This is a genomic window from Serratia sp. P2ACOL2 (genome assembly GCF_003691565.1).
Classification (GTDB): domain Bacteria; phylum Pseudomonadota; class Gammaproteobacteria; order Enterobacterales; family Enterobacteriaceae; genus Serratia; species Serratia liquefaciens.
Window position 1 is genome coordinate 3779301 of the sequence record NZ_CP033162.1, and the last position, 19070, is coordinate 3798370.

The following is a 19070-nucleotide window of genomic DNA, read 5'->3' on the forward strand; positions in this document are numbered from 1 at the left end:
TCAGGCGGTAGGCAATGCCGTTTTGTACAGCGTTTCCCACATGCCATACACCAGTGCCTGATCCGGTGGTGACAGTTCACCGGCGGCAATGGCTTTATGCAGGCTGCCCTCCACCTGCGCCTTCAGCGCTTCAGCGGAGTGTTCACCCAGCTCTTCGACCTCGGCAACCGCCAACGTCAGATGACCGCGCAGGTAGCCACCGGCAAACAGTTCATCATCGCTGGCGTGCTCTACCATGTCATCAATCAGCGCCAAAATGCGCGCTTCGAATTCTGCGATCATCAAATTTCCTCTCATACCCTTCATCTTTCAAACTCTAGCGTTGTTGGCTGCGTTCACGCACCCCAGTCACTTACCTGAGTAAGCTCCTGGGGATTTGTTTGCTTGCCGCCTAGCTACAGCTTGAAAGCTATTGAGTATCTATTTTCAGTTAAACATATATACCCGTCATACTTGAAGCTGCTTCTTTGTTGGCTGCGCCGACTCGCCCCGGTCACATAGTGGACTATGCTCCCAGGGACTCGCAGGCTTGCCGCCGCGATGCAACTCCAAGTATTTAGGGTATAGTCAGTTGAGATCTTCCGGATAGGGAAAATGCTCCGCCGCCAGCGGTGGCGTATTGTAAAACGATTGTAACGCCTGAATAAAGCGTGCAGGTCTTGTGGGTATTCCCTGCTCCAACAACAGCAGCACCCGTTCGCGCACCTTGCGCTGGAAGGCAATGCGATCCGGCTCGCAGTCACCGTTGAGGTTGTCGCAACTGACGTTGAACGGGAAACCGGCGGCGACGCAGAACATCCATTCCAAAGATTGCGGTTTAATTTCCACCGCTTCAAATTCACTTTGCGTCTGTGCGTCTCGTCCGTCCGGGCAGTACCAGTAACCGAAATCTACCAACTTGCGGCGCTGTTCGCCGGCGATGCACCAGTGCGAGATTTCATGCATGCCGCTGGCGTAATAGCCATGAGCAAAAACGATCCTGCTATACGGCAGCTGATCGTCGGCCGGCAAATAGATCGGTTCATCGTCGCCTTTGACCAGTCGCGTGTTGTATTCATCGCTGAAGCACTGATTAAAAATTTCAATCAGTTGCTCATATTGATGGGTAGCCTGTGTGTCTGACATAAATAAAAATCCAATAACCACAAAAATAAAGAGGTAATTATTTCATTTTACCGCTCTTTTAGCATGCTAAAAATGCAGGGCCAGCCACTGCTGAATTTCAGCGCCGTGGTTGTCGTACAAGAGCTTGCAGCTCATCACCAGAGAAACGATGACGATCATCGGTCGGATCAGCTTTTGCCCGCGGGTCATCACCATGTGAGCCCCGAGGCGCGCACCGAGCACCTGCCCAACCAGCATCACCAGGCCAATACCCCACAGCACTTTGCCGCCAATGATAAACAACACCAGGCTGCCAAAGTTGGAAGTGAAGTTCAGCACCTTGGCGTGCGCGGTGGATTTGGCCAGGTTAAAACCGCACAGCGTCACGTAGGCCAGCGCATAGAAGGAACCGGCACCGGGCCCAAAGAAGCCATCGTAAAAACCGACGCAGCCACCGGCCACCAGCCCGAACGGCAAGGCGCTCAAACGGCGCTGCCGATCGTTTTCCCCCAAACGCGGCGTCAGCAGGAAGTATAGGCCGATGCCGATCACCAATAACGGCAGCATTTGCCGCAGCAGATCGGCGCGCATGTGCTGCACCAGCACAGCCCCGGCAACGGAACCGATCAGGGCCAGCAAAATGGTCAGCTTCTGATCGTTGAGATCGACCGCTCGTCGGCGGATAAAATACAGACTGGCGGAGAGGGAACCGCCCACCGACTGCAGCTTGTTGGTCGCCAGCGCCTGCGCCGGGGGAACCCCCACCGCCAGCAGTGCCGGTACGGTTAACAGCCCGCCGCCGCCGGCGATAGAGTCGATAAAGCCTGCGAGTAACGCCACCACAAACAAAACCCCGAGCATCTCGGGGCCTACGACGAACCAGTCCATTTATACCCCTCTTACTTGAAGCTGCATCTGTGTTGATTGCACTCACTCACCCGAATCACTTACTCGTGTAAGCTCATCGGGATTCCTTCCCTTACCGCCTTGATGCAACTCCAATTACTTTGGGTATATTATTCCGCAGCGAAATGGTTATCCAGCAAAGCCTGACAGGTCGGCGGTAACGGCGGCGGCACCGGTTTACCCGGTTTGGCGCTCGGCTGATGCGGCACGAACCAGCTTGCCAGCTCGGCACCGCAACCGTCGCCCGGCGGCGGCGTATCCTGTTCTTTACATTCCAGGCTGCCTGCCGGGCAGCGCAGACGCACGTGCATGTGGGCACGATGACCAAACCACGGGCGCACCTTGTGCAGCCAGTCGCGATCGGCACCGGCATCCAGACACAGACGCTGCTTGATCGCCGGGTTAACGAAGATGCGCGTCACTTCCTGATCCTGTGCCGCCGCTTTGATCAGCGATTCAATCTGCGGCTGCCACTGGCGAGCAACCACCTGCTTGCCGTCGCTGGAAACCAGATCGATCGGCTGCGGCTTCAGCAACTGCTGCGCACTCCAACGCTGGCGCGGCAACTGTAACCAGATGTCGACATCAAGCCCGGACTGATGGCTGGCATGGCCGCTGCTAAAGCGCCCACCGGCCGGCATCGCCATATCGCCGATCAGCACCGTGCCCAGATTTCTTTGGCTGGCTTTGCTGCTCAGACGCTGGATAAATGCCAGCAGATCCGGGTGGCCGAAGTAACGGCGTTGATCGGGCCGCATCACCTGATAATCAGGTGAGTTCAGCGGTAACGGCTGAGCGCCGATAATGCAACCATTGGCAAAACCGCCCACTGCCTGCGGCGCGCCGGCCACCGGGTGGTCGATCTTCTGCCACGGCGTCAGCGCCAGGGCGGAGCCCGAAGCCATCAGGGCAAGGATGCCCAACATCCAGTTTTTCATGGGAATTACCAGCGTGGAACGTTAGAGACCACATCACCGTTTTGCGCACGCTGGCGCAGCAGGTGATCCATCAGCACAATCGCCATCATCGCTTCGGCAATCGGCACCGCACGGATGCCTACGCAAGGATCGTGACGGCCACGGGTGACCATCTCCACCGCTTCGCCCTGACGGTTAATGGTTCTGCCCGGCACCATAATGCTGGAAGTAGGTTTCAGCGCCAGGTGAGCAATGACCGGCTGACCGCTGCTGATGCCACCGAGAATGCCACCTGCATGGTTGCTCTGGAAGCCTTCCGGAGTGATCTCATCACGGTTTTCGCTGCCGCGCTTGTTGACCACCGCGAAACCGTCGCCGATTTCGACGCCTTTCACCGCATTGATGCTCATCAACGCATGGGCCAGATCCGCGTCGAGGCGGTCAAACACCGGCTCACCGAGGCCAACCGGCACGTTTTCGGCAATCACGCTGACCTTGGCGCCAATGGAGTCGCCCTCTTTCTTCAGCGCACGCATCAGTTCATCCAGGGCTTCCAGCTTATCGGGATCCGGGCAGAAGAATGGGTTCTGTTCAACCTGTTCCCAATCTTTCAGCTCGCAGACCACGTCGCCGATCTGCGCCAGATAACCGCGCACCTGTACGCCATATTTCTGCAGCAAGTATTTCTTGGCAATAGCCCCTGCCGCAACGCGCATGGCGGTTTCACGAGCTGAAGAACGACCACCGCCGCGATAATCGCGCACGCCGTATTTTTGCTCGTAGGTGTAATCCGCATGCCCCGGACGGAACACGTCTTTGATAGCGCCGTAATCTTGTGAACGCTGGTCAGTGTTTTCTATCATCAGCCCAATGCTGGTGCCGGTGGTCACACCTTCAAACACGCCGGAAAGAATACGTACCTGATCCGGTTCGCGACGTTGAGTGGTATAGCGAGAGGTGCCTGGACGGCGACGGTCCAGGTCGTGCTGCAGATCGGCTTCGGTAAGCGGGATACCCGGCGGTACACCGTCTACGATACATCCCAGCGCCACACCGTGAGATTCACCAAATGTGGTGACGCGGAAAATCTGCCCAATACTGTTTCCTGCCATCGCGGCTCCTTACCCTTAATTATTATCTTTGTGGGGCCCGCCAAAGCAGGCCCGAAGAATGCTTAGCTGCGGTAGAGGCTGAAGTGCTCTTTGCAATCCACCAGTTGCTGCTTGGTCAGCATGAACACGCCGTCACCGCCGTTTTCAAACTCCAGCCAGGTGAACGGAATATCCGGATACTGTTCCATCAGATGTACCATGCTGTTACCCACTTCACAAATCAGCACGCCGTCGTCGCTCAGGTAGTCCGGTGCGCAGGCCAGAATACGGCGCACCAGCTTCAGGCCATCGCTGCCGGCCGCCAGGCCCAACTCTGGCTCAAAGCGGAATTCCTGCGGCAGATCGGACATGTCTTCCGCATCCACGTACGGCGGATTGGTGACGATCAGATCGTACTGGATCGCGGGAACATCGCGGAACAGATCGGAACGGATCGGGATCACCTGTTGTTCAACGCCGAGCGCCTGAATATTGCGCTCGGTCACCGCCAGTACGTCGCTGGAGATATCGACCGCGTCAACTTCCGCTTCCGGGAAAGCGTAGCTGCAGGCAATGGCGATACAGCCGCTGCCGGTACACATGTCGAGAATATGGCGCGGCGGGTGCGGGATCAGGGCGCTGAAGCGATCGTTGATCAGTTCGCCAATCGGGGAACGCGGAACCAGCACACGCTCATCAACGTAGAATTCCAGATCGCAGAACCAGGCTTTATTGGTCAGATAGGCTACCGGGACACGTTCGTTGACGCGGCGGATCACGCGCTCAACGATGCGGTGGCGCTCGCTGGAGGTCAAACGGGCGGTGTGCATGTCCTCTGGAATATCCAGCGGCAGGAACAGGCTTGGCAGCACCAATTGCACCGCTTCGTCCCACGGATTATCGGTTCCGTGACCATAGTAGATATCAGCGGCGTTAAAACGGCTGACCGTCCAGCGCAGCATATCTTGAATGGTGTGCAGTTCGTTCACTGCTTCCTCGACGAAAATTTTGTCCAATTTGCCCTCCGGCAGGCACTGTGATTCATGATTTAGCCGCATAGTTTGCCATGAAGCCCGCGACAAATCACGCTAACCCCTTGCGCTTTTCATTCTGGCGTGAATTTTGCGTCGACAGAGACCCGCGACAAGGTAAACTATCGCGATAAATGATTTCCGGTGAATTCCAAATGAAGAACAAGCACCCTCTGAGCAAAGATGAATTGCAGCTCTTCAGAGAGTCGGTAGTAGACGCAAAAAAGCTGCGTCAGGACACCATCGTCCACCGTAAACCCAAGCCTGTCACCAAAAAAATTGCTCCACAGCGCCTGCTGCAGGAACAGGTAGACGCCAGTTATTATTTCTCGGATGAATACCAGCCACAGTTGGAAGAGGAAGGCCCGACGCGCTATGTGCGCCCCGGTTACAGTGCCTTTGAACTGAAAAAGCTGCGTCGCGGCGATTATTCACCGGAGCTGTTTCTCGATCTTCATGGCCTGACCCAGATGCAGGCCAAGCAAGAGCTGGGGGCGCTCATCGCCGCCTGCAAGCGCGAACACGTGCACTGCGCCTGCGTGATGCACGGTCACGGCAAGCACATTCTCAAACAGCAGACGCCGCTATGGTTGGCGCAGCACCCTGACGTGCTGGTGTTTCACCAGGCGCCCAAAGAATGGGGTGGCAGCGCGGCGATTTTACTGCTGGTCGAACTGGATGAGTGAACGGCAGAAATGACAAAGGGCGATGTTTGACATCGCCCTTTCGTTTTGGCCCCGCCCTGGGGTGCCTTATACTTTAGCCATCACCTGCGATGGACTCACCTGCCACTCAAATTTACCGTAGCTGCCGTCGGCGGCCAAATCGACATTGGCAATTGCCGAGGTCGCGAACATCGGCGGGCATTCGCCCGGACAGAGTTCCGCCACCAGGTAACCCACCAGCGGTAAGTGGGAGACGATCAGCACCGCGTGAACCCCCTGCTGCGCCAGCGCCTGCAGGTAGCTGCCGACCAGGCTGGCATCCCCGCCCGGCGTCAGCTCAGGCAGCACTTCTTCGCTTGCCGGCAGGGTCAAGGCTTCGCGAACCGTAGCCAGCGTCTGCTCTGCCCGCAGGTACGGGCTGACCAGCACGCGTTCAATATCCACAGACTTGGTATTTAACCAGGCCGCCATCTGACGTGACTCATCACGGCCACAAACAGTAAGAGGTCTTACCGAATCGCTGGCCGCATCAAGTGCCGCCTCTCCGTGACGCATAATCAAAACTTGCATATTGCACCGCTGTTGTTGACAAAATAACGCTATACAGAAACGCCGAGCGTGCTGTATCGCCGAGTTTTACAACCCCAAAGCAAACGCTTTGAAACGATAACGCGCCGTCTCTTTATGGCGGCCGGGCATTTTGCCTGAAAGTTCACGTAAAGAAAATGCTGTTTTTTACATCAATGGCGCCTTAACGGGAATTCAGCGCTCACATAACAACCAATTCAACGGGTTAAATTTTAACCTTCTCATCATGAATTTTATTGATGGCGGCCAGCCTTTCACCGCCATCAGGCTACGTTACCTCGTCCCTATCTCCCTGTATAGGGTCAGGGAATACCGGTATTGCAAGGAGTGATAGTGATCACATGCAACCTTGATCCTACTCTAGTACAAATCACGTCGCCGCGCCGCTCAGGTCCCCTGCGGATAGAAGCGTTCACCCTGCTGAGCCATGCGCTGCAGGCGTTCGCAAGGCGCAAAATATTCACCGTGCTGCCGCTGCAGGTACTCCAGCGTTTTAACCACCTTATCGGCCCCCAACTGATCCATATAGCGGAAAGGCCCGCCGAGGAATGGAGGAAAACCAATGCCGAACACCGCGCCGATATCGCCGTCGCGCGCGCTGCGGATCACGCCTTCATCCAGACAACGTGCGGCTTCATTGAGCATCATCATTACGCAACGCTGAGCGATGACGGCCGGTTGTAAATGCGACTTCGGCGTGATGCCCAGCAAAAGATAGACCGAGGTATCAGCGCGCTTGCTCCGCTGACGCTGCTGGCCTTCACTGGGGTAGAGATAAAAACCACGGCCGTTTTTGCGCCCTTTGCGTCCGTCTTTCAACACCGCCTCGAAGGCGGCTGGAGCGGCAAAGCGCGGCCCTAACTGCTCTACCAGCACCGGGATAATCTTGGTACCGACGTCGATGCCCACTTCATCCAGCAGAGTTATCGGCCCAACCGGGAAACCGAAATCCACCAGCGCCTTGTCCAGCGCTTCAATCGGTTCGCCTTCCAGCAGGCAACGAGTCGCTTCATTTATATAAGGAGCCAGAATACGGTTAACGTAGAAACCGGCGCGGTCGGCCACCACGATCGCCGTTTTGCCCTGCTTGTGCGCCAGCGCCACGGTGGTGGCAATGGTTTCTTCGCTGGTGGTAGCGTGCGGGATCACCTCAACCAACGGCATTTTATCCACCGGGCTGAAATAATGCAGGCCGATCACCTGCTCAGGGCGCTGCGCCTTGGCGGCAATCTGGCCAATCGGCAGCGATGAGGTATTGGAGGCAAAGATGGTGTGCGGCGCCGCGTGCTGTTCTATCTCGGCCACCATCTGCTGCTTCAGCGCCAGGTCTTCGAACACCGCCTCAATCACCACGTCCACCCGTTCAAAACCGGTGTAATCGGTCGAACCGGAGATCAGCATCATCTGTTTTTGCCGTTCCGCCGGGCGCATGCGTTTACTTCGTACCCGCTTGCCGAGCACGTCCCAACTGTATTTTAACGCGTGGTTAATACCCGTTTCGTTAACGTCTTTAATCCGCACTGGCAAACCACCCCGCGTGGCGGTCACACAGGCGATACCGCCGCCCATCAAGCCGCCACCCAGAATGCCGATACGGTGCAGTTCATGAGGTTGTGCATTGCCACCGCGTTCTTTCTTCAAGGAGGTAGAGGCAAAGAACAGGCTGCGCAACGCGGCGGACTGAGGGGTCATGGCCAATTCGCCAAACGCCCGCGCCTCGGCTTCATAACCGCTGGCGCTGCCGTGATCCAGACCGGTACGCACCACCTGAATAATGCGTTCTGCGGCAGGATAATTGCCGTGCGTTTTCTCCAGCGTTTTCTTGCGCACAATGCTGAACAGCAGGCTTTTACCTAGCGGGCCGTTGAGCAAACGCTCCTGCCACGGCAATTCGCGCCGGCTTTGCCAGCCTTGCTTGACCCGTTCGACGGCAGCCTGCAATAAAATTGACTGGGGCACGGCATCGTCCACCAACCCCATGCGCAACGCCTGACGCGCCCGAATGTGTTTGCCGGTCAGGATCATGTCCAACGCCTTGCTGGCACCAATCAACCGCGGCAAACGCTGGGTGCCGCCGGAACCCGGCAGCAAACCTAGCTGCACTTCCGGCAGGCCGAGTGCGGTTTTGTCATCCAGAGAACAAACGCGACTGTGGCACGCCAACGCCAGCTCCAGCCCACCGCCTAAGCAGGCGCCGTGAATAGCCGCCACCACAGGGACCTGGAATGCGGCAATCTGTGCCAGCGTACTTTGGCCTTTTTTCGCCAGCGCTTCGGCCTCTTTGGCAGTGGTACAGGCGGCAATCATGCTGATATCCGCCCCGGCAATAAACGAATCCGGCTTGCCGGAGATAATCACCAGCCCTTCCAGCGCCGGATGCTGCTGCGCGCGGATCAGTACGTCGTTGACCTGCTCGACAAACTCGGCCTTCAGGGTGTTTACCTTCTCCCCCGGAACATCGATGGTGATCACACCAATGTTGTCCGGACGAAGGGTCAGTTGAAAGGCCGAGGGTTTGGCCCGCTGTTCATGCAATGCGTTTTCAAAGCTCATTATTCCACCTCTACGATCATTGCGGCCCCTAACCCTCCGGCTGCGCAGGCGGTCGTCAGCCCCAGTCCGCCGCCACGACGCTTCAGCTCGTGCAACGTTTGGGTGATCATGCGCGCGCCGGTAGCGGCAAATGGGTGACCATAAGCAATTGAGCCACCCAATACGTTGAATTTTTCCATGTCCACTTCGCCAATCGCCCGGCTGCGGCCCAGCTTTCTCTGAGCAAATTCGTCGCTGGCAAACATTTTCAGGTTCGCCAGGGTCTGGGCAGCAAAAGCTTCATGCATGTCAATGAGGGTCAGGTCGGCCAGGCCGATGCCGGCGCGATCCAGCGCCAGCGGCGTAGCGTAAGACGGCCCGAGCAGCATATCTTCCCACACATCGATGGCGGAGAAGGCAAAGCTGCGCAGATAACCCAGCGGTTGCAACCCCAACTCTTTCGCTCGCGACTCACTCATCATCAGCACCGCTGCCGCACCGTCGGTCAACGGCGTACTGTTGGCTGCGGTAACGCTGCCGTGCTTGCGATCGAATGCCGGTTTCAGCTTTGCGTAGGACGCCAGGCTGGAATCTTTGCGGACGTTGTTGTCTTCGGTGATTTGCGTACGGTATGGCGGCACATAGGCCGTCATCACCTCGTCGCGCAGCAGCCCCTGCTCCCAGGCTTTGGCAGCCAGTTGGTGAGAGCGGTGCGCCAGCGCATCCTGCTCTTCCCGGGTGATGCCGTGGCTTTTCGCCATTTGCTCTGCGGTATCGCCCATGCGCAGCCCTGTGGAATATTCCGCCACTGCCGGCGGCACCGGCATCAGGTCACGGAACTTCAGTCGGCTAAACAGCTTGAGACGCTGCGACAGGGTACGGGCTTTGTTGACGTCCACCAGCGTGCGCGCCAACGCTTTACTGACGCCGATAGGCAAAACGGAAGAAGAGTCAGCACCACCGGCGATGCCGATACTGATGCTGCCTGCCATGATGCTTTCCGCCACGTTGGCAATCGCCTGGAAGCTGGTAGCGCAGGCACGCGACACGCTATAAGCATCGGTATGCACGCTCATGCCGGTACCGAGCACGATTTCACGCGCAATATTCGGCGCCTCAGGCATTTGCACCACCTGGCCGAATACCAGTTGTTCAATCAGCGCCGGATCGATACCGCTGCGGGCTAACAGTTCACTTACCGCCGTTTTCCCCAGATCCACCGCTGGAATGCCGTGATAAGCGGTCGCCTGTTTGGCAAAGGGGGTCCGCAGTCCATTTACAATCGCAATACGGTCACCGTGACGGGTCACCAACGGCAGTGCCTTACTCATAAACGCTCCTGAAGAAAATAACGCCAGCGCAACGGTCAAGAAGAGGTCTGACCTGATGGGGTCATTGTTAACCAAATGTTTACATTTGGCAAACCGGCAGAAGTGAAAACTGAGAGCAGGAGCAACTTTCTAGAGGGGGATTGAGGAGGAAGCGAGCGGCGCGGGATGACCCCGCACCGTTTTAAAGCCGTGATTAACGCAGGCCGAGTTGGAAAATCAGGGTTTCTGCCTGGCAGGCGAAGGTGAAATCAGCCACCAGTTCCACGCCACCGTCAACCGGTTTAATGCTACTGCTGATGTCGCAAGGGTCGGATTCCACACCGCGGGCTTTTTCGGTCAGCGTGGCCAACATTTTTTCTGCATCCTGCTGATTGGCAAACACCTGGCTGTAGGAGGCGGTGCAATCGGTATTGTCCATCACGGTACCGACATCAACACAGCAACAGGCGGCAGTTTCCTGGGCACTACATTTATTAATTGGATTGGACATGATTCATTCTCCTCAGGGACCGCCGTTACGCGAGTCCAAATTGCCATTTAGCTACTGGCGCAAAGACACAAGATTCTGCGTTTATTTTACTCTGCGATGAAACCGATCACTAGCACTTACTTTTTATAGGTGTTTTAAGTGATGGAAATCACAAATGAAAATCGACGTCTGCTAAGGAATGGTAAGAATATTGTTATGCATCGCTGGTTTTTTGTTATGCAGATCTCCTTTTTGATATCAATTTGGAAATATCTCAAAAACATTGTTGCAACATTTTCACAGGTCGGACCTATAATTCAGCCACTGGTCTGATTTGTCTGAATGATAACGGACCCTACAATCCCGCGCTCCTTGTTACTTTGAGTAACATAGTTTAAATAATAAACACATAATGAGGTTTTGGTCATGAGCCAGAAAAACCTATTTACTAAATCAGCTCTCGCAGCTGCAGTGGCAATTATTTCTTCAAACGTGTCTGCCGCAGGATTCCAGCTGAATGAGTTTTCATCAGCTGGTTTAGGACGTTCGTATTCTGGCGAGGGCGCCATGGCGGATACTGCAGCTTCCGCCAGCCGCAACCCGGCCCTGCTGATGATGTATACCCGCCCGGAACTTTCCTTCGGTGCGGTGTTTATCGATCCGGATGTAGACATCTCCGGCAAGTCACCTTCCGGTGCCAGCCTCGACTCCAAGAACATCGCCCCTACCGCCTGGGTGCCAAACCTGCATTATGTTCAACCGATTAACGATCAGTTTGCCGTAGGCGGCTCGGTCACCAGCAACTACGGCCTGGCGACAGAATTCAACGACGGTTACACCGCAGGGGCTTACGGCGGTAAAACTGACCTGACCACACTTAACCTGAACCTGAGCGGTGCTTACCGTCTGAACCAACAATTCAGCTTCGGCCTGGGCTTTGACGCGGTTTACGCCAAAGCCAAGCTCGAGCGTTATGCTGGTGAATTGCCGAAGTTGATCGCAGGTTCTGGCCAGTTGCCACCTCAATTGGCCGGCCCGGTCTCACAGATCCCGGCGGATACTCAAATTTCTCACCTGAAGGGTGACAAATGGGGCTTTGGCTGGAACGCCGGCATTCTGTACGAAGTGGACGAAAACAACCGTTACGGTTTCACCTACCGTTCCGAAGTCAAAATCAAGTTTGACGGCGACTACAAGAGCAGCCTGCCATCCGCCTATAACCCGCTCCTTGGCGCTCTCGGCCTGCCTATGGGCACCGACGGCACCACCATCCCAGGCTCTCTGGATCTGAACCTGCCGGAAATGTGGGAAATCTCGGGTTACAACAAGGTTGCACCGCAGTGGGCTATCCACTACAGCCTGGCTTACACCAGCTGGAGCCAGTTCCAGGAGCTGAAAGCTACCGGCAACAACGGTCAAACCCTGTTTGAGAAGCACGAAGGCTTTAAAGACGCTTACCGCATCGCACTGGGTACTACCTACTTCTACGACGATAACTGGACCTTCCGTACCGGTATCGCCTTCGATGACAGCCCGGTGCCGGCCCAGAACCGTTCTATCTCTATCCCGGATCAGGACCGCTTCTGGTTGAGCGCAGGTACCAGCTACGCATTCAACAAAGACGCCTCTGTTGACGTCGGTGTTTCCTACATGCACGGCCAGAAAGTCACCATCAAAGAAGGTCCATATACCTTCGAATCCGTGGGCAAGGCCTGGCTGTACGGCGCCAACTTCAACTACCGCTTCTAATCTTTTCGATAACGAAGCCAGGAGCGCCCTTCTTAGGGCGCTTTTTTGTGCCCGCCGATCTCAAAGCATAAAAAAAACCCGCCATCAAAGCGGGTTCTTTCTCTTCGCCAAGCGAGATTACTGCGAGTCGATCTCGTCCAGATCGCCCTGAATCGCCTGAGCGTTCGGGTTGATCTCAGGTTTCAGCGAGCCGCCGTTCGCCAGGAAGTCGTTACGCTGGAAGTAGGCTTCGCGCACCATCAGGTACGGATCGGAAGAGTTGCGCAGCAGGCCGTCGGAATCCAACAGCTCGGCACGGGTTTCAATCCCTTCAACCACCCATTTGCCCGCCGACATCCAGAAGGTCAGGTAGCTCAGCACCGGATAGACCGTATCCGCCCAGTCACCGCCCTCTTCACGCAGGGTGAAACTGCCGTAGCCCGGCAGCATCACGTAAGGACCGTAGCCGACGCCATAATGCCCCAGGGTGCTGCCGAAACGGTTAGGCTCTTCGCGAGCCAGTTTCGGGTTAGCCATCCCGGCCACGTCGATCAGACCGCCCATCCCCAGAAGGGTGTTGAGGAAGAAACGGTTAAAGTGGATCATCCCCTTATAGGGGTCGCCTTTCAGGAAGGAGTTGACCATGCTGGCCGGTTCTTCCAGGTTAGACGTAAAGTTGCTTATCCCATTACGCGCCGGCATGGGCAGGTAGTTGCGCCAGGCCACGGCCACCGGGCGAAGTACATACGGATCCAGGACGTTATAGTTGAAGTTGAACATCGTCCGGTTAAATCCTTCCAGAGGATCGGATCGCCCTTGTGGTTCATCTTGTGGCGCGCTGGCACAGCCCACCAATAACACCGTTGTGAAAGCCAGCCCAGTCAGGCGAAAGTTCATATTTTTCTCCATAAAAACACGTTCGGTCTTTTTATTTAAGGGACCTGTTTGTTTATCTGAACGTCAATCTGCTCTTTACCGCTGAAATTCTGCAGCGCACTCTCGCCGAACCAATCACCCGCCTGTGGCGTGGCCAGACCATCCTGAGAAATTCGCACCCGCACCTTGACCTGATGCTGAGCCGAAAGCAGGCGTTCAGGCATCATGGCGTTGCTGTCATCCAGAGAAAATGACAGCGGGAAACGGCTTAAGGGCAGTTGTTTTACCGCAACCGGCACTGGATTGGTGCCATCGGTCACTGAAATTACCAGCGTCCCCTGCTGTGGCAAAGCGTTCGTCGCCTGTGGCGATAACGTCACGTTAATGCCAAGTTTAACAGTTTCTTCGCCCGCCTGTGTTTTTGCTTGTTCAATGCTGCGCTTTATCACTTCGGCGCGTTGATCATTGGCTGGCAACAGCTTCAGCATAACCTGCCAGGCGCCAATCGCCTGCTTGAAATCCCCCTGTTCGAAAGCGTTGAACGCCAGCAGGCTCAGCACGCGCATATTGGTGTGATCTTCGGCGATCATCTTGCGCAGCATCTGAGTGGCCTGCTTGTTATCCTCCGGATCGTTAGAGCGCGTCAAGACTTCCGCGTAGCCGAGGCGGACTTCCAGACTATTCGGATCAAGTTGATAAGCATGAGCAAATGCCTGAGTGGCGGTGGTGGCGTTATTCAGCGCCATCCCCACGCGACCCAGCATCATCCAGTCGTTGATATTGCGATCGTCCTGCTGCAGCGCGGTACGCAGCCCCAGCCCGAGGCGAGCAATCTCTTCCATGCTCAACGGTTGGGCGCGCTCATTAGCGACGCGCGCGCGCAGATCCGGCATTTGCGCCTCGACCTGTTGCCAGTCCAATACCTGCGCCAACCCACCGGTTTTCAGATAAAAGCCAAGGGTGACCACCACCAGCAAGGCAACCCCAGGCACCAATGCCCAGCGGTTAATGGGTTTCTCCTGCGTATCCTGCTGGCCGGGGATGTCATTGAGCAGGTTTTGCTGCAGCTCTTTCACCAGTTCAGGGCGCTCAGCAACCACGCCCTGCTGTTCGTCCTGCTCCAGCTCATGCAGACGATCCTGATAAAACGCCTTGTTCAGCGTATCGCGGCTCGCAGCGGTGCTTTTACCGCTGTGGCGCATCGCCGGTACCACCAGCAACGCCGCAGCGCCCACCAGCAGGACAATAATAATCAGCCAAAAAGCCATTAGGGTTTCTTCCTGTCAGTCTCTTTCAGCAGCGCCGCCAGACGCTGTTGCTCCTGCTCGGAGAATTCATCGTTAGCGTTAACGGCACCGGTACGACGGTGGCGAGTGCGCAGTATCACTACCGCACCGCCGATCAACACAAACAGCAACGGGCCTACCCACAGGATCAGCGTCGCCGGGGTCACCGGCGGTTCGTAGGTGACGAAATTACCGTAGCGCGCCACCATATAGTCGATAATCTGCTGCTTGTTCTGCCCCTGCATCATCAACTCGTACACCTTGGTACGCATATCGGCCGCTATGATGGCGTTAGAGTCGGCGATGCTGTTGTTCTGGCATTTCGGGCAGCGCAGCTGTTCGGTCAGCTCCCGGTATTGCTGTTCCTGCTCGACCGAATTGAACCGATAAGTGTCGATAGCCGCCGCGGCGCTCCAACTCAGTAACGCGGCAAATATCAGGGTCAGCAGCCTCATGCCTCACCCCCATATTTTTTGTACAGCGGCAGCACTTCCTGCTGCCAAACGCGCTCGTTCATGTCTCCGGCGTGGCGGTAGCGGATAATGCCCTGCCCGTCGATCAGGAAGGTTTCCGGTGCGCCGTACACGCCCAAATCCAGCCCCAGCATGCCGTCGCCGTCGTACAGGCTGAGCGCGTACGGGTTGCCCAGCGAGTTCAGCCAGGTCACCGCTTTGCCGCGATCGTCTTTATAGTTCAGCCCCACCACGCGGATACCGCGCGCGGCCAGCGTATTGAGGTATTGATGTTCGGCGCGGCACGTTGGGCACCAGGTCGCCCAGACGTTCAGCAGCATGGGTTTGCCATTGCGCAGCACCGCCTGGTCATAAGTTTTGCCAGGCTGGTCGAGGGATTCCAGTTTGAAAGCCGGCACCGGCTTGCCGATCAACGCCGATTCCAGCATGGTCGGGTCTTCGCCACCGGCGTTGCGCGTCAGCTGCACCATAAACGCCGCCACCAGCAGCAGGAACAGGATTAATGGGATAAACAGCAACTTACGGTTCATGCCTGCTCCTCCAGCTTGCCTTCACGCTTGAGTTTTTTGCTCATCCGATAGCGCGGATCGAGTATGCACAGGATACCGCCCAGCGCCATAAACACCCCGCCGAACCAGATCCAGCGTACGAAAGGTTTGTAGTACAACCGCACTGCCCAAGAGCCGTCGTCCAGCTCTTCGCCCAGCGCAGCGTACAGGTCGCGGCTGAAGCCGCCGTCAATCGCCGCTTCGGTCATCATGCTGCGCGCCACGCTGTAATAGCGTTTTTCCGCGTGCAACGTCGCTTCCGGTTTGCCGTTGCGCGTGACATCGATAATGCCGACGCCGCCGCTGTAGTTCGGCCCACGAATATCGTGCACGTCACGGAACACAAAGTGATAGTTATGGATATCCACGCTGTCGCCGGCTTTCATGCGGACATCACGTTCCACACTGTAGTTTTGGCTGAAGGCAATGCCGATTACCGTTACCGCCACGCCAAGGTGACCCAGCACCATCCCCCAGTGGCTGCGGGAAAGATGGCTCAGCCCACGCCAGAAACCGTGGCGATGCGTTGCACGTTCGTGCAGTTCCATCAGCGTCAGGATTATCACCCAAACGGCCATGATCAGCCCCACCACCGTCATGCCGGCGATGCTGTCTTGCAACAGCCACGGCAGCAGGATCGACAGCACCAGCGTAATCACCAGCGCCACGCTCAGGCGACGCCACAGCTTGGTCGGCTCGTCGCGGCGCCAGCGCACCAACGGGCCAATCCCCATCAGTAACGCCATCGGCGCCATCAGCCAGGTGAACATGGTATTGAAGAACGGTTCGCCGATAGAAATGCTGCCCAGGCCCAACTGCTTGTGCACCAGCGGCAGCAGCGTCCCCAACAGCACCACCAACATGGCGGCGATCAGCAGTACGTTATTGCCCAGCAAGAAGGTTTCACGCGAGAAGGTTTCATGCTGCACCCGGCTGCGTACTTGCCCGCCCTTGACCGCATACAGCAGCAGAGAACCGCCTATCACGATCACCAGATAAGCAAGGATAAACATGCCGCGTGCCGGGTCGGAAGCAAAGGAGTGCACTGAAACCAGCACCCCGGAGCGCACCAGGAAGGTGCCCAGCAGGCACAATGAGAAGGCGGTAATCGCCAGCAATACCGTCCAGGCTTTGAAAGTGCCGCGTTTCTCGGTCACCGCCAACGAGTGCATCAGCGCGGTACCGGCCAGCCACGGCATAAATGAAGCGTTCTCGACCGGATCCCAGAACCACCAGCCGCCCCAGCCCAGTTCATAATAGGCCCAGGCGGAGCCCAGCACGATGCCCATGGTGAGGAACACCCAGGCGGCCGTGGTCCAAGGGCGCGACCAGCGTGCCCAGGCCGTATCCAGGCGACCGGCCATCAGTGAAGCGATGGCGAAAGCAAAGGCCACCGAGAAACCGACATACCCCATATACAGCAGCGGCGGATGGAAAATCAGGCCGATATCCTGCAGCAGCGGGTTAAGGTCGCTACCGTCGATCGGGAAGTTCGGCAGCGTACGGGTGAAGGGGTTGGAGGTCATGATGATAAACAGCAGGAAACCTGCCGTGATCATGCCCATCACCGACAATACGCGCGCCACGGCATCTTGCGGCATCGAACGGCTGCACAGCGCCACCGCCAGCGACCAGCAGCTCAGCAACAGCACCCACAGCAGCAGCGATCCCTCGTGGGCGCCCCAGGTGGCGGCAATACGGTAATACACCGGCAGTTGGGTGTTGGAGTTGGCGGCCACATAGGCCACGGTAAAGTCATTAACGACAAAGGCGTGCACCAGACAGATGAACGCCAGGGCGATAGCCGCAAACATGCCGTAGGTCAGCGGGCGCGCCACCGCCATCATGCGACGGTCCTGACGCGCCGCGCCCCACTGCGGGTAAATGCTCAGCAGCAGCGAAATCGCCAGCGCCAGGCATAGCAGAAAACTTCCCGTTTCCGGCATCATGATTTAGCGCCCTCGTTCTGCGGGGTGGCGTAGGCCGAAGCCGGTCCCTTATGGTTTTCTTTCATCGCGTCGGCCACTTCCGGCGGCGTGTATTTTTCATCGTGTTTCGCCAGCACTTCACGCGCATTCACCACGTTGCCTTCGCCCAGCACGCCCTGTGCCACCACGCCCTGCCCCTCACGGAACAGATCCGGCAGAATGCCGGTGTAAGTGACGTCGATTGCACCGCGTGCATCATAAACTTTGAAACTGACCTGCAGCGTTTTCTGAGCGCGCTTTACCGAACCAGGCATCACCATGCCACCGATGCGCAGGCGCTGGCCCACCTCCGGTTTCTCATGATTTTCGCCCTTGCCCTGCAGAATTTCGCTTGGGGTATAAAACAGATCGATGTTGGAACGCAGCGCATACAGCATCAGGGTCGCGGTCAGCGCAACGCCGATCAGCACTACGATCGCCAAATACAGGCGACTTTTACGACGAGGATTCACAATGATTTCTCCCGCGGGTTAGCGGTTTTTTGTTTCGACTGCTGCGAATGACGAATACGTCTTTCGCGTGCCTGACGGCGTCCAATCTCATCCAGCAATTGCCGGCGCTGCCAGAAAGTGTGGGCCACCAGCCCCAGCAACGAGAGCAGGGTTACGGCTACCGCCAACCAAACGTAGAAGGCATAGCCGCCCATGGCGAAAAACGCCTGCCAGGAAGTAAAGGCTGCATTCATGGTTGACGCTCCTTGTTAACCAGCCCTGCCACCCAAGGGCGCTGGCGTTCCTGAGACAAAATCAGATTGCGCAAGCGCAGCAAGGTGAGAGTGATGAAAAACAGCAGGTAACCGAGTATTGCCCAACGCAGCGGGGTGCGCATGCTTGGCGCGATGCTCTGTTGCATATTGGTGGAACCCTGATGCAGCGTGTTCCACCATTCGACCGAGAAGTGAATGATCGGGATGTTCACCACCCCGACCAGCACCAGAATGCCGGCGGCGCGGCCCGCCAGGCGGCGGTCCTCAAAGGCGTTGTACAGCGCAATAATGCCAATATAAAGAAACAGCAACACCAGTTCAGACGTCAGGCGGGCGTCCCACACCCACCAGGTGCCCCACATCGGCTTGCCCCAGGCGGAGCCGGTGACCAGCGCAATAAAGGTAAACACCGCGCCGACCGGTGCCATAGCCGCCACCACGGTATCGGACATTTTCATCTGCCACACCAGGCCGATAAACGCCGCTACCGCCATTGAGCCATAGATCCCCATCGACCACATCGCCGCCGGCACATGGATATACATGATGCGGAAGCTATCGCCCTGCTGGTAATCCTTGGGTGCGAAACCGAATCCCCAGACCCAGCCCAGCAACAGGCAAGCCGCTCCGGCCAGTCCCAGCCAGGGGATAAAGCGGCCACAGACGTGATACAGCCGTTCAGGCTGGGCAAACTGATGTAACCATTTCCACATTGTCGTCATTGCTCACGGTAAATTTATACGGTGGCCGCCCCGTTTACCGGGGCGACGAAAATTGCTTGTGCGGTGGAACACGCTCTTGATGGCGTTAACCCGCGTTTCAATAAGTTAG

20 protein-coding genes are annotated in these 19070 nt (G+C 56.9%); 2 read left to right on the top strand and 18 right to left on the bottom strand.

The genetic code is table 11. The features are described from left to right. The 6 genes from EBA31_RS18350 to prmB form a co-directional block, all read right to left on the bottom strand. Positions 1–282, bottom strand: coding sequence for a YfcL family protein (locus tag EBA31_RS18350; RefSeq protein WP_020827906.1), 282 nt, complete (start codon positions 280–282; stop codon positions 1–3). A 285-nt stretch (positions 283–567) separates the two neighbouring features. Continuing rightward, a complete protein-coding gene (locus EBA31_RS18355; RefSeq protein ID WP_122079929.1) occupies positions 568–1125 on the bottom strand; it encodes an elongation factor P hydroxylase in 558 nt (185 codons plus the stop codon). A gap of 66 nt (positions 1126–1191) precedes the next feature. Beyond that, positions 1192–1992, bottom strand: coding sequence for a sulfite exporter TauE/SafE family protein (locus EBA31_RS18360; protein WP_046373022.1), 801 nt, complete (start codon positions 1990–1992; stop codon positions 1192–1194). 128 nt (positions 1993–2120) lie between these two features. Further along, the gene (gene mepA / locus EBA31_RS18365) at positions 2121–2948 is read right to left on the bottom strand and encodes a penicillin-insensitive murein endopeptidase (RefSeq protein ID WP_044552709.1); all 828 of its coding nucleotides are present in this window, start codon (positions 2946–2948) and stop codon (positions 2121–2123) included. 5 nt (positions 2949–2953) lie between these two features. Then, on the bottom strand, positions 2954–4039 hold the full coding sequence (gene aroC / locus EBA31_RS18370) for a chorismate synthase (RefSeq protein ID WP_020827910.1): 1086 nt from the start codon (positions 4037–4039) through the stop codon (positions 2954–2956). Between the two features lie 62 nt (positions 4040–4101). Beyond that, the gene (gene prmB / locus EBA31_RS18375) at positions 4102–5034 is read right to left on the bottom strand and encodes a 50S ribosomal protein L3 N(5)-glutamine methyltransferase (protein ID WP_041415542.1); all 933 of its coding nucleotides are present in this window, start codon (positions 5032–5034) and stop codon (positions 4102–4104) included. A 170-nt stretch (positions 5035–5204) separates the two neighbouring features. Between prmB and smrB the strand changes: the two genes are divergently transcribed. Beyond that, positions 5205–5735 (top strand): endonuclease SmrB, encoded by a 531-nt coding sequence (gene smrB / locus EBA31_RS18380; RefSeq protein ID WP_122080657.1) that lies wholly within the window; start codon positions 5205–5207, stop codon positions 5733–5735. Positions 5736–5801: 66 nt separating this feature from the next. Here smrB and sixA read toward each other — a convergent pair whose 3' ends face one another. From sixA to EBA31_RS18400, 4 genes are all read right to left on the bottom strand, one after another. After that, positions 5802–6284 carry a phosphohistidine phosphatase SixA gene (sixA, locus tag EBA31_RS18385; RefSeq protein WP_041414795.1) on the bottom strand — a complete coding sequence of 161 codons (483 nt, stop codon included), beginning with the start codon at positions 6282–6284 and terminating at the stop codon, positions 5802–5804. A 405-nt stretch (positions 6285–6689) separates the two neighbouring features. After that, positions 6690–8855, bottom strand: a complete 2166-nt coding sequence (gene fadJ / locus EBA31_RS18390) for a fatty acid oxidation complex subunit alpha FadJ (RefSeq protein WP_048762974.1) — start codon at positions 8853–8855, stop codon at positions 6690–6692. Then, positions 8855–10165 carry an acetyl-CoA C-acyltransferase FadI gene (gene fadI, locus EBA31_RS18395; protein WP_122079930.1) on the bottom strand — a complete coding sequence of 437 codons (1311 nt, stop codon included), beginning with the start codon at positions 10163–10165 and terminating at the stop codon, positions 8855–8857. Before fadI ends, fadJ begins: the two co-directional genes overlap by 1 nt. A gap of 193 nt (positions 10166–10358) precedes the next feature. Continuing rightward, the gene (locus EBA31_RS18400) at positions 10359–10655 is read right to left on the bottom strand and encodes a YfcZ/YiiS family protein (RefSeq protein ID WP_020827916.1); all 297 of its coding nucleotides are present in this window, start codon (positions 10653–10655) and stop codon (positions 10359–10361) included. 405 nt (positions 10656–11060) lie between these two features. Here EBA31_RS18400 and fadL point away from each other — a divergent pair, with 405 nt between their 5' ends. Next, positions 11061–12383: a long-chain fatty acid transporter FadL gene (gene fadL, locus EBA31_RS18405; protein ID WP_122079931.1), complete on the top strand. Its 1323-nt coding sequence runs from the start codon at positions 11061–11063 to the stop codon at positions 12381–12383. 117 nt (positions 12384–12500) lie between these two features. Here fadL and mlaA read toward each other — a convergent pair whose 3' ends face one another. Genes mlaA through EBA31_RS18445 form a run of 8 tightly spaced genes read right to left on the bottom strand, consistent with a single transcriptional unit; the run spans position 12501 to position 18952 of the window. Next, on the bottom strand, positions 12501–13259 hold the full coding sequence (gene mlaA, locus EBA31_RS18410; protein WP_020827918.1) for a phospholipid-binding lipoprotein MlaA: 759 nt from the start codon (positions 13257–13259) through the stop codon (positions 12501–12503). Positions 13260–13294: 35 nt separating this feature from the next. Further along, positions 13295–14506: a c-type cytochrome biogenesis protein CcmI gene (ccmI, locus tag EBA31_RS18415; protein ID WP_048762972.1), complete on the bottom strand. Its 1212-nt coding sequence runs from the start codon at positions 14504–14506 to the stop codon at positions 13295–13297. Further along, entirely contained in the window at positions 14506–14979 is a 474-nt protein-coding gene (locus tag EBA31_RS18420; protein WP_020827920.1) for a cytochrome c-type biogenesis protein, read from the bottom strand. Before EBA31_RS18420 ends, ccmI begins: the two co-directional genes overlap by 1 nt. Continuing rightward, positions 14976–15527, bottom strand: coding sequence for a DsbE family thiol:disulfide interchange protein (locus EBA31_RS18425; RefSeq protein ID WP_020827921.1), 552 nt, complete (start codon positions 15525–15527; stop codon positions 14976–14978). Before EBA31_RS18425 ends, EBA31_RS18420 begins: the two co-directional genes overlap by 4 nt. Then, a complete protein-coding gene (locus EBA31_RS18430; RefSeq protein ID WP_020827922.1) occupies positions 15524–17494 on the bottom strand; it encodes a heme lyase CcmF/NrfE family subunit in 1971 nt (656 codons plus the stop codon). Before EBA31_RS18430 ends, EBA31_RS18425 begins: the two co-directional genes overlap by 4 nt. Then, positions 17491–17985, bottom strand: coding sequence for a cytochrome c maturation protein CcmE (ccmE, locus tag EBA31_RS18435; RefSeq protein ID WP_122079932.1), 495 nt, complete (start codon positions 17983–17985; stop codon positions 17491–17493). The genes EBA31_RS18430 and ccmE overlap by 4 nt, the downstream gene beginning before the upstream one ends. Continuing rightward, on the bottom strand, positions 17982–18218 hold the full coding sequence (ccmD, locus tag EBA31_RS18440) for a heme exporter protein CcmD (RefSeq protein WP_020827923.1): 237 nt from the start codon (positions 18216–18218) through the stop codon (positions 17982–17984). Before ccmD ends, ccmE begins: the two co-directional genes overlap by 4 nt. After that, on the bottom strand, positions 18215–18952 hold the full coding sequence (locus tag EBA31_RS18445) for a heme ABC transporter permease (protein ID WP_020827924.1): 738 nt from the start codon (positions 18950–18952) through the stop codon (positions 18215–18217). Before EBA31_RS18445 ends, ccmD begins: the two co-directional genes overlap by 4 nt. Positions 18953–19070: the final 118 nt, after the last annotated feature.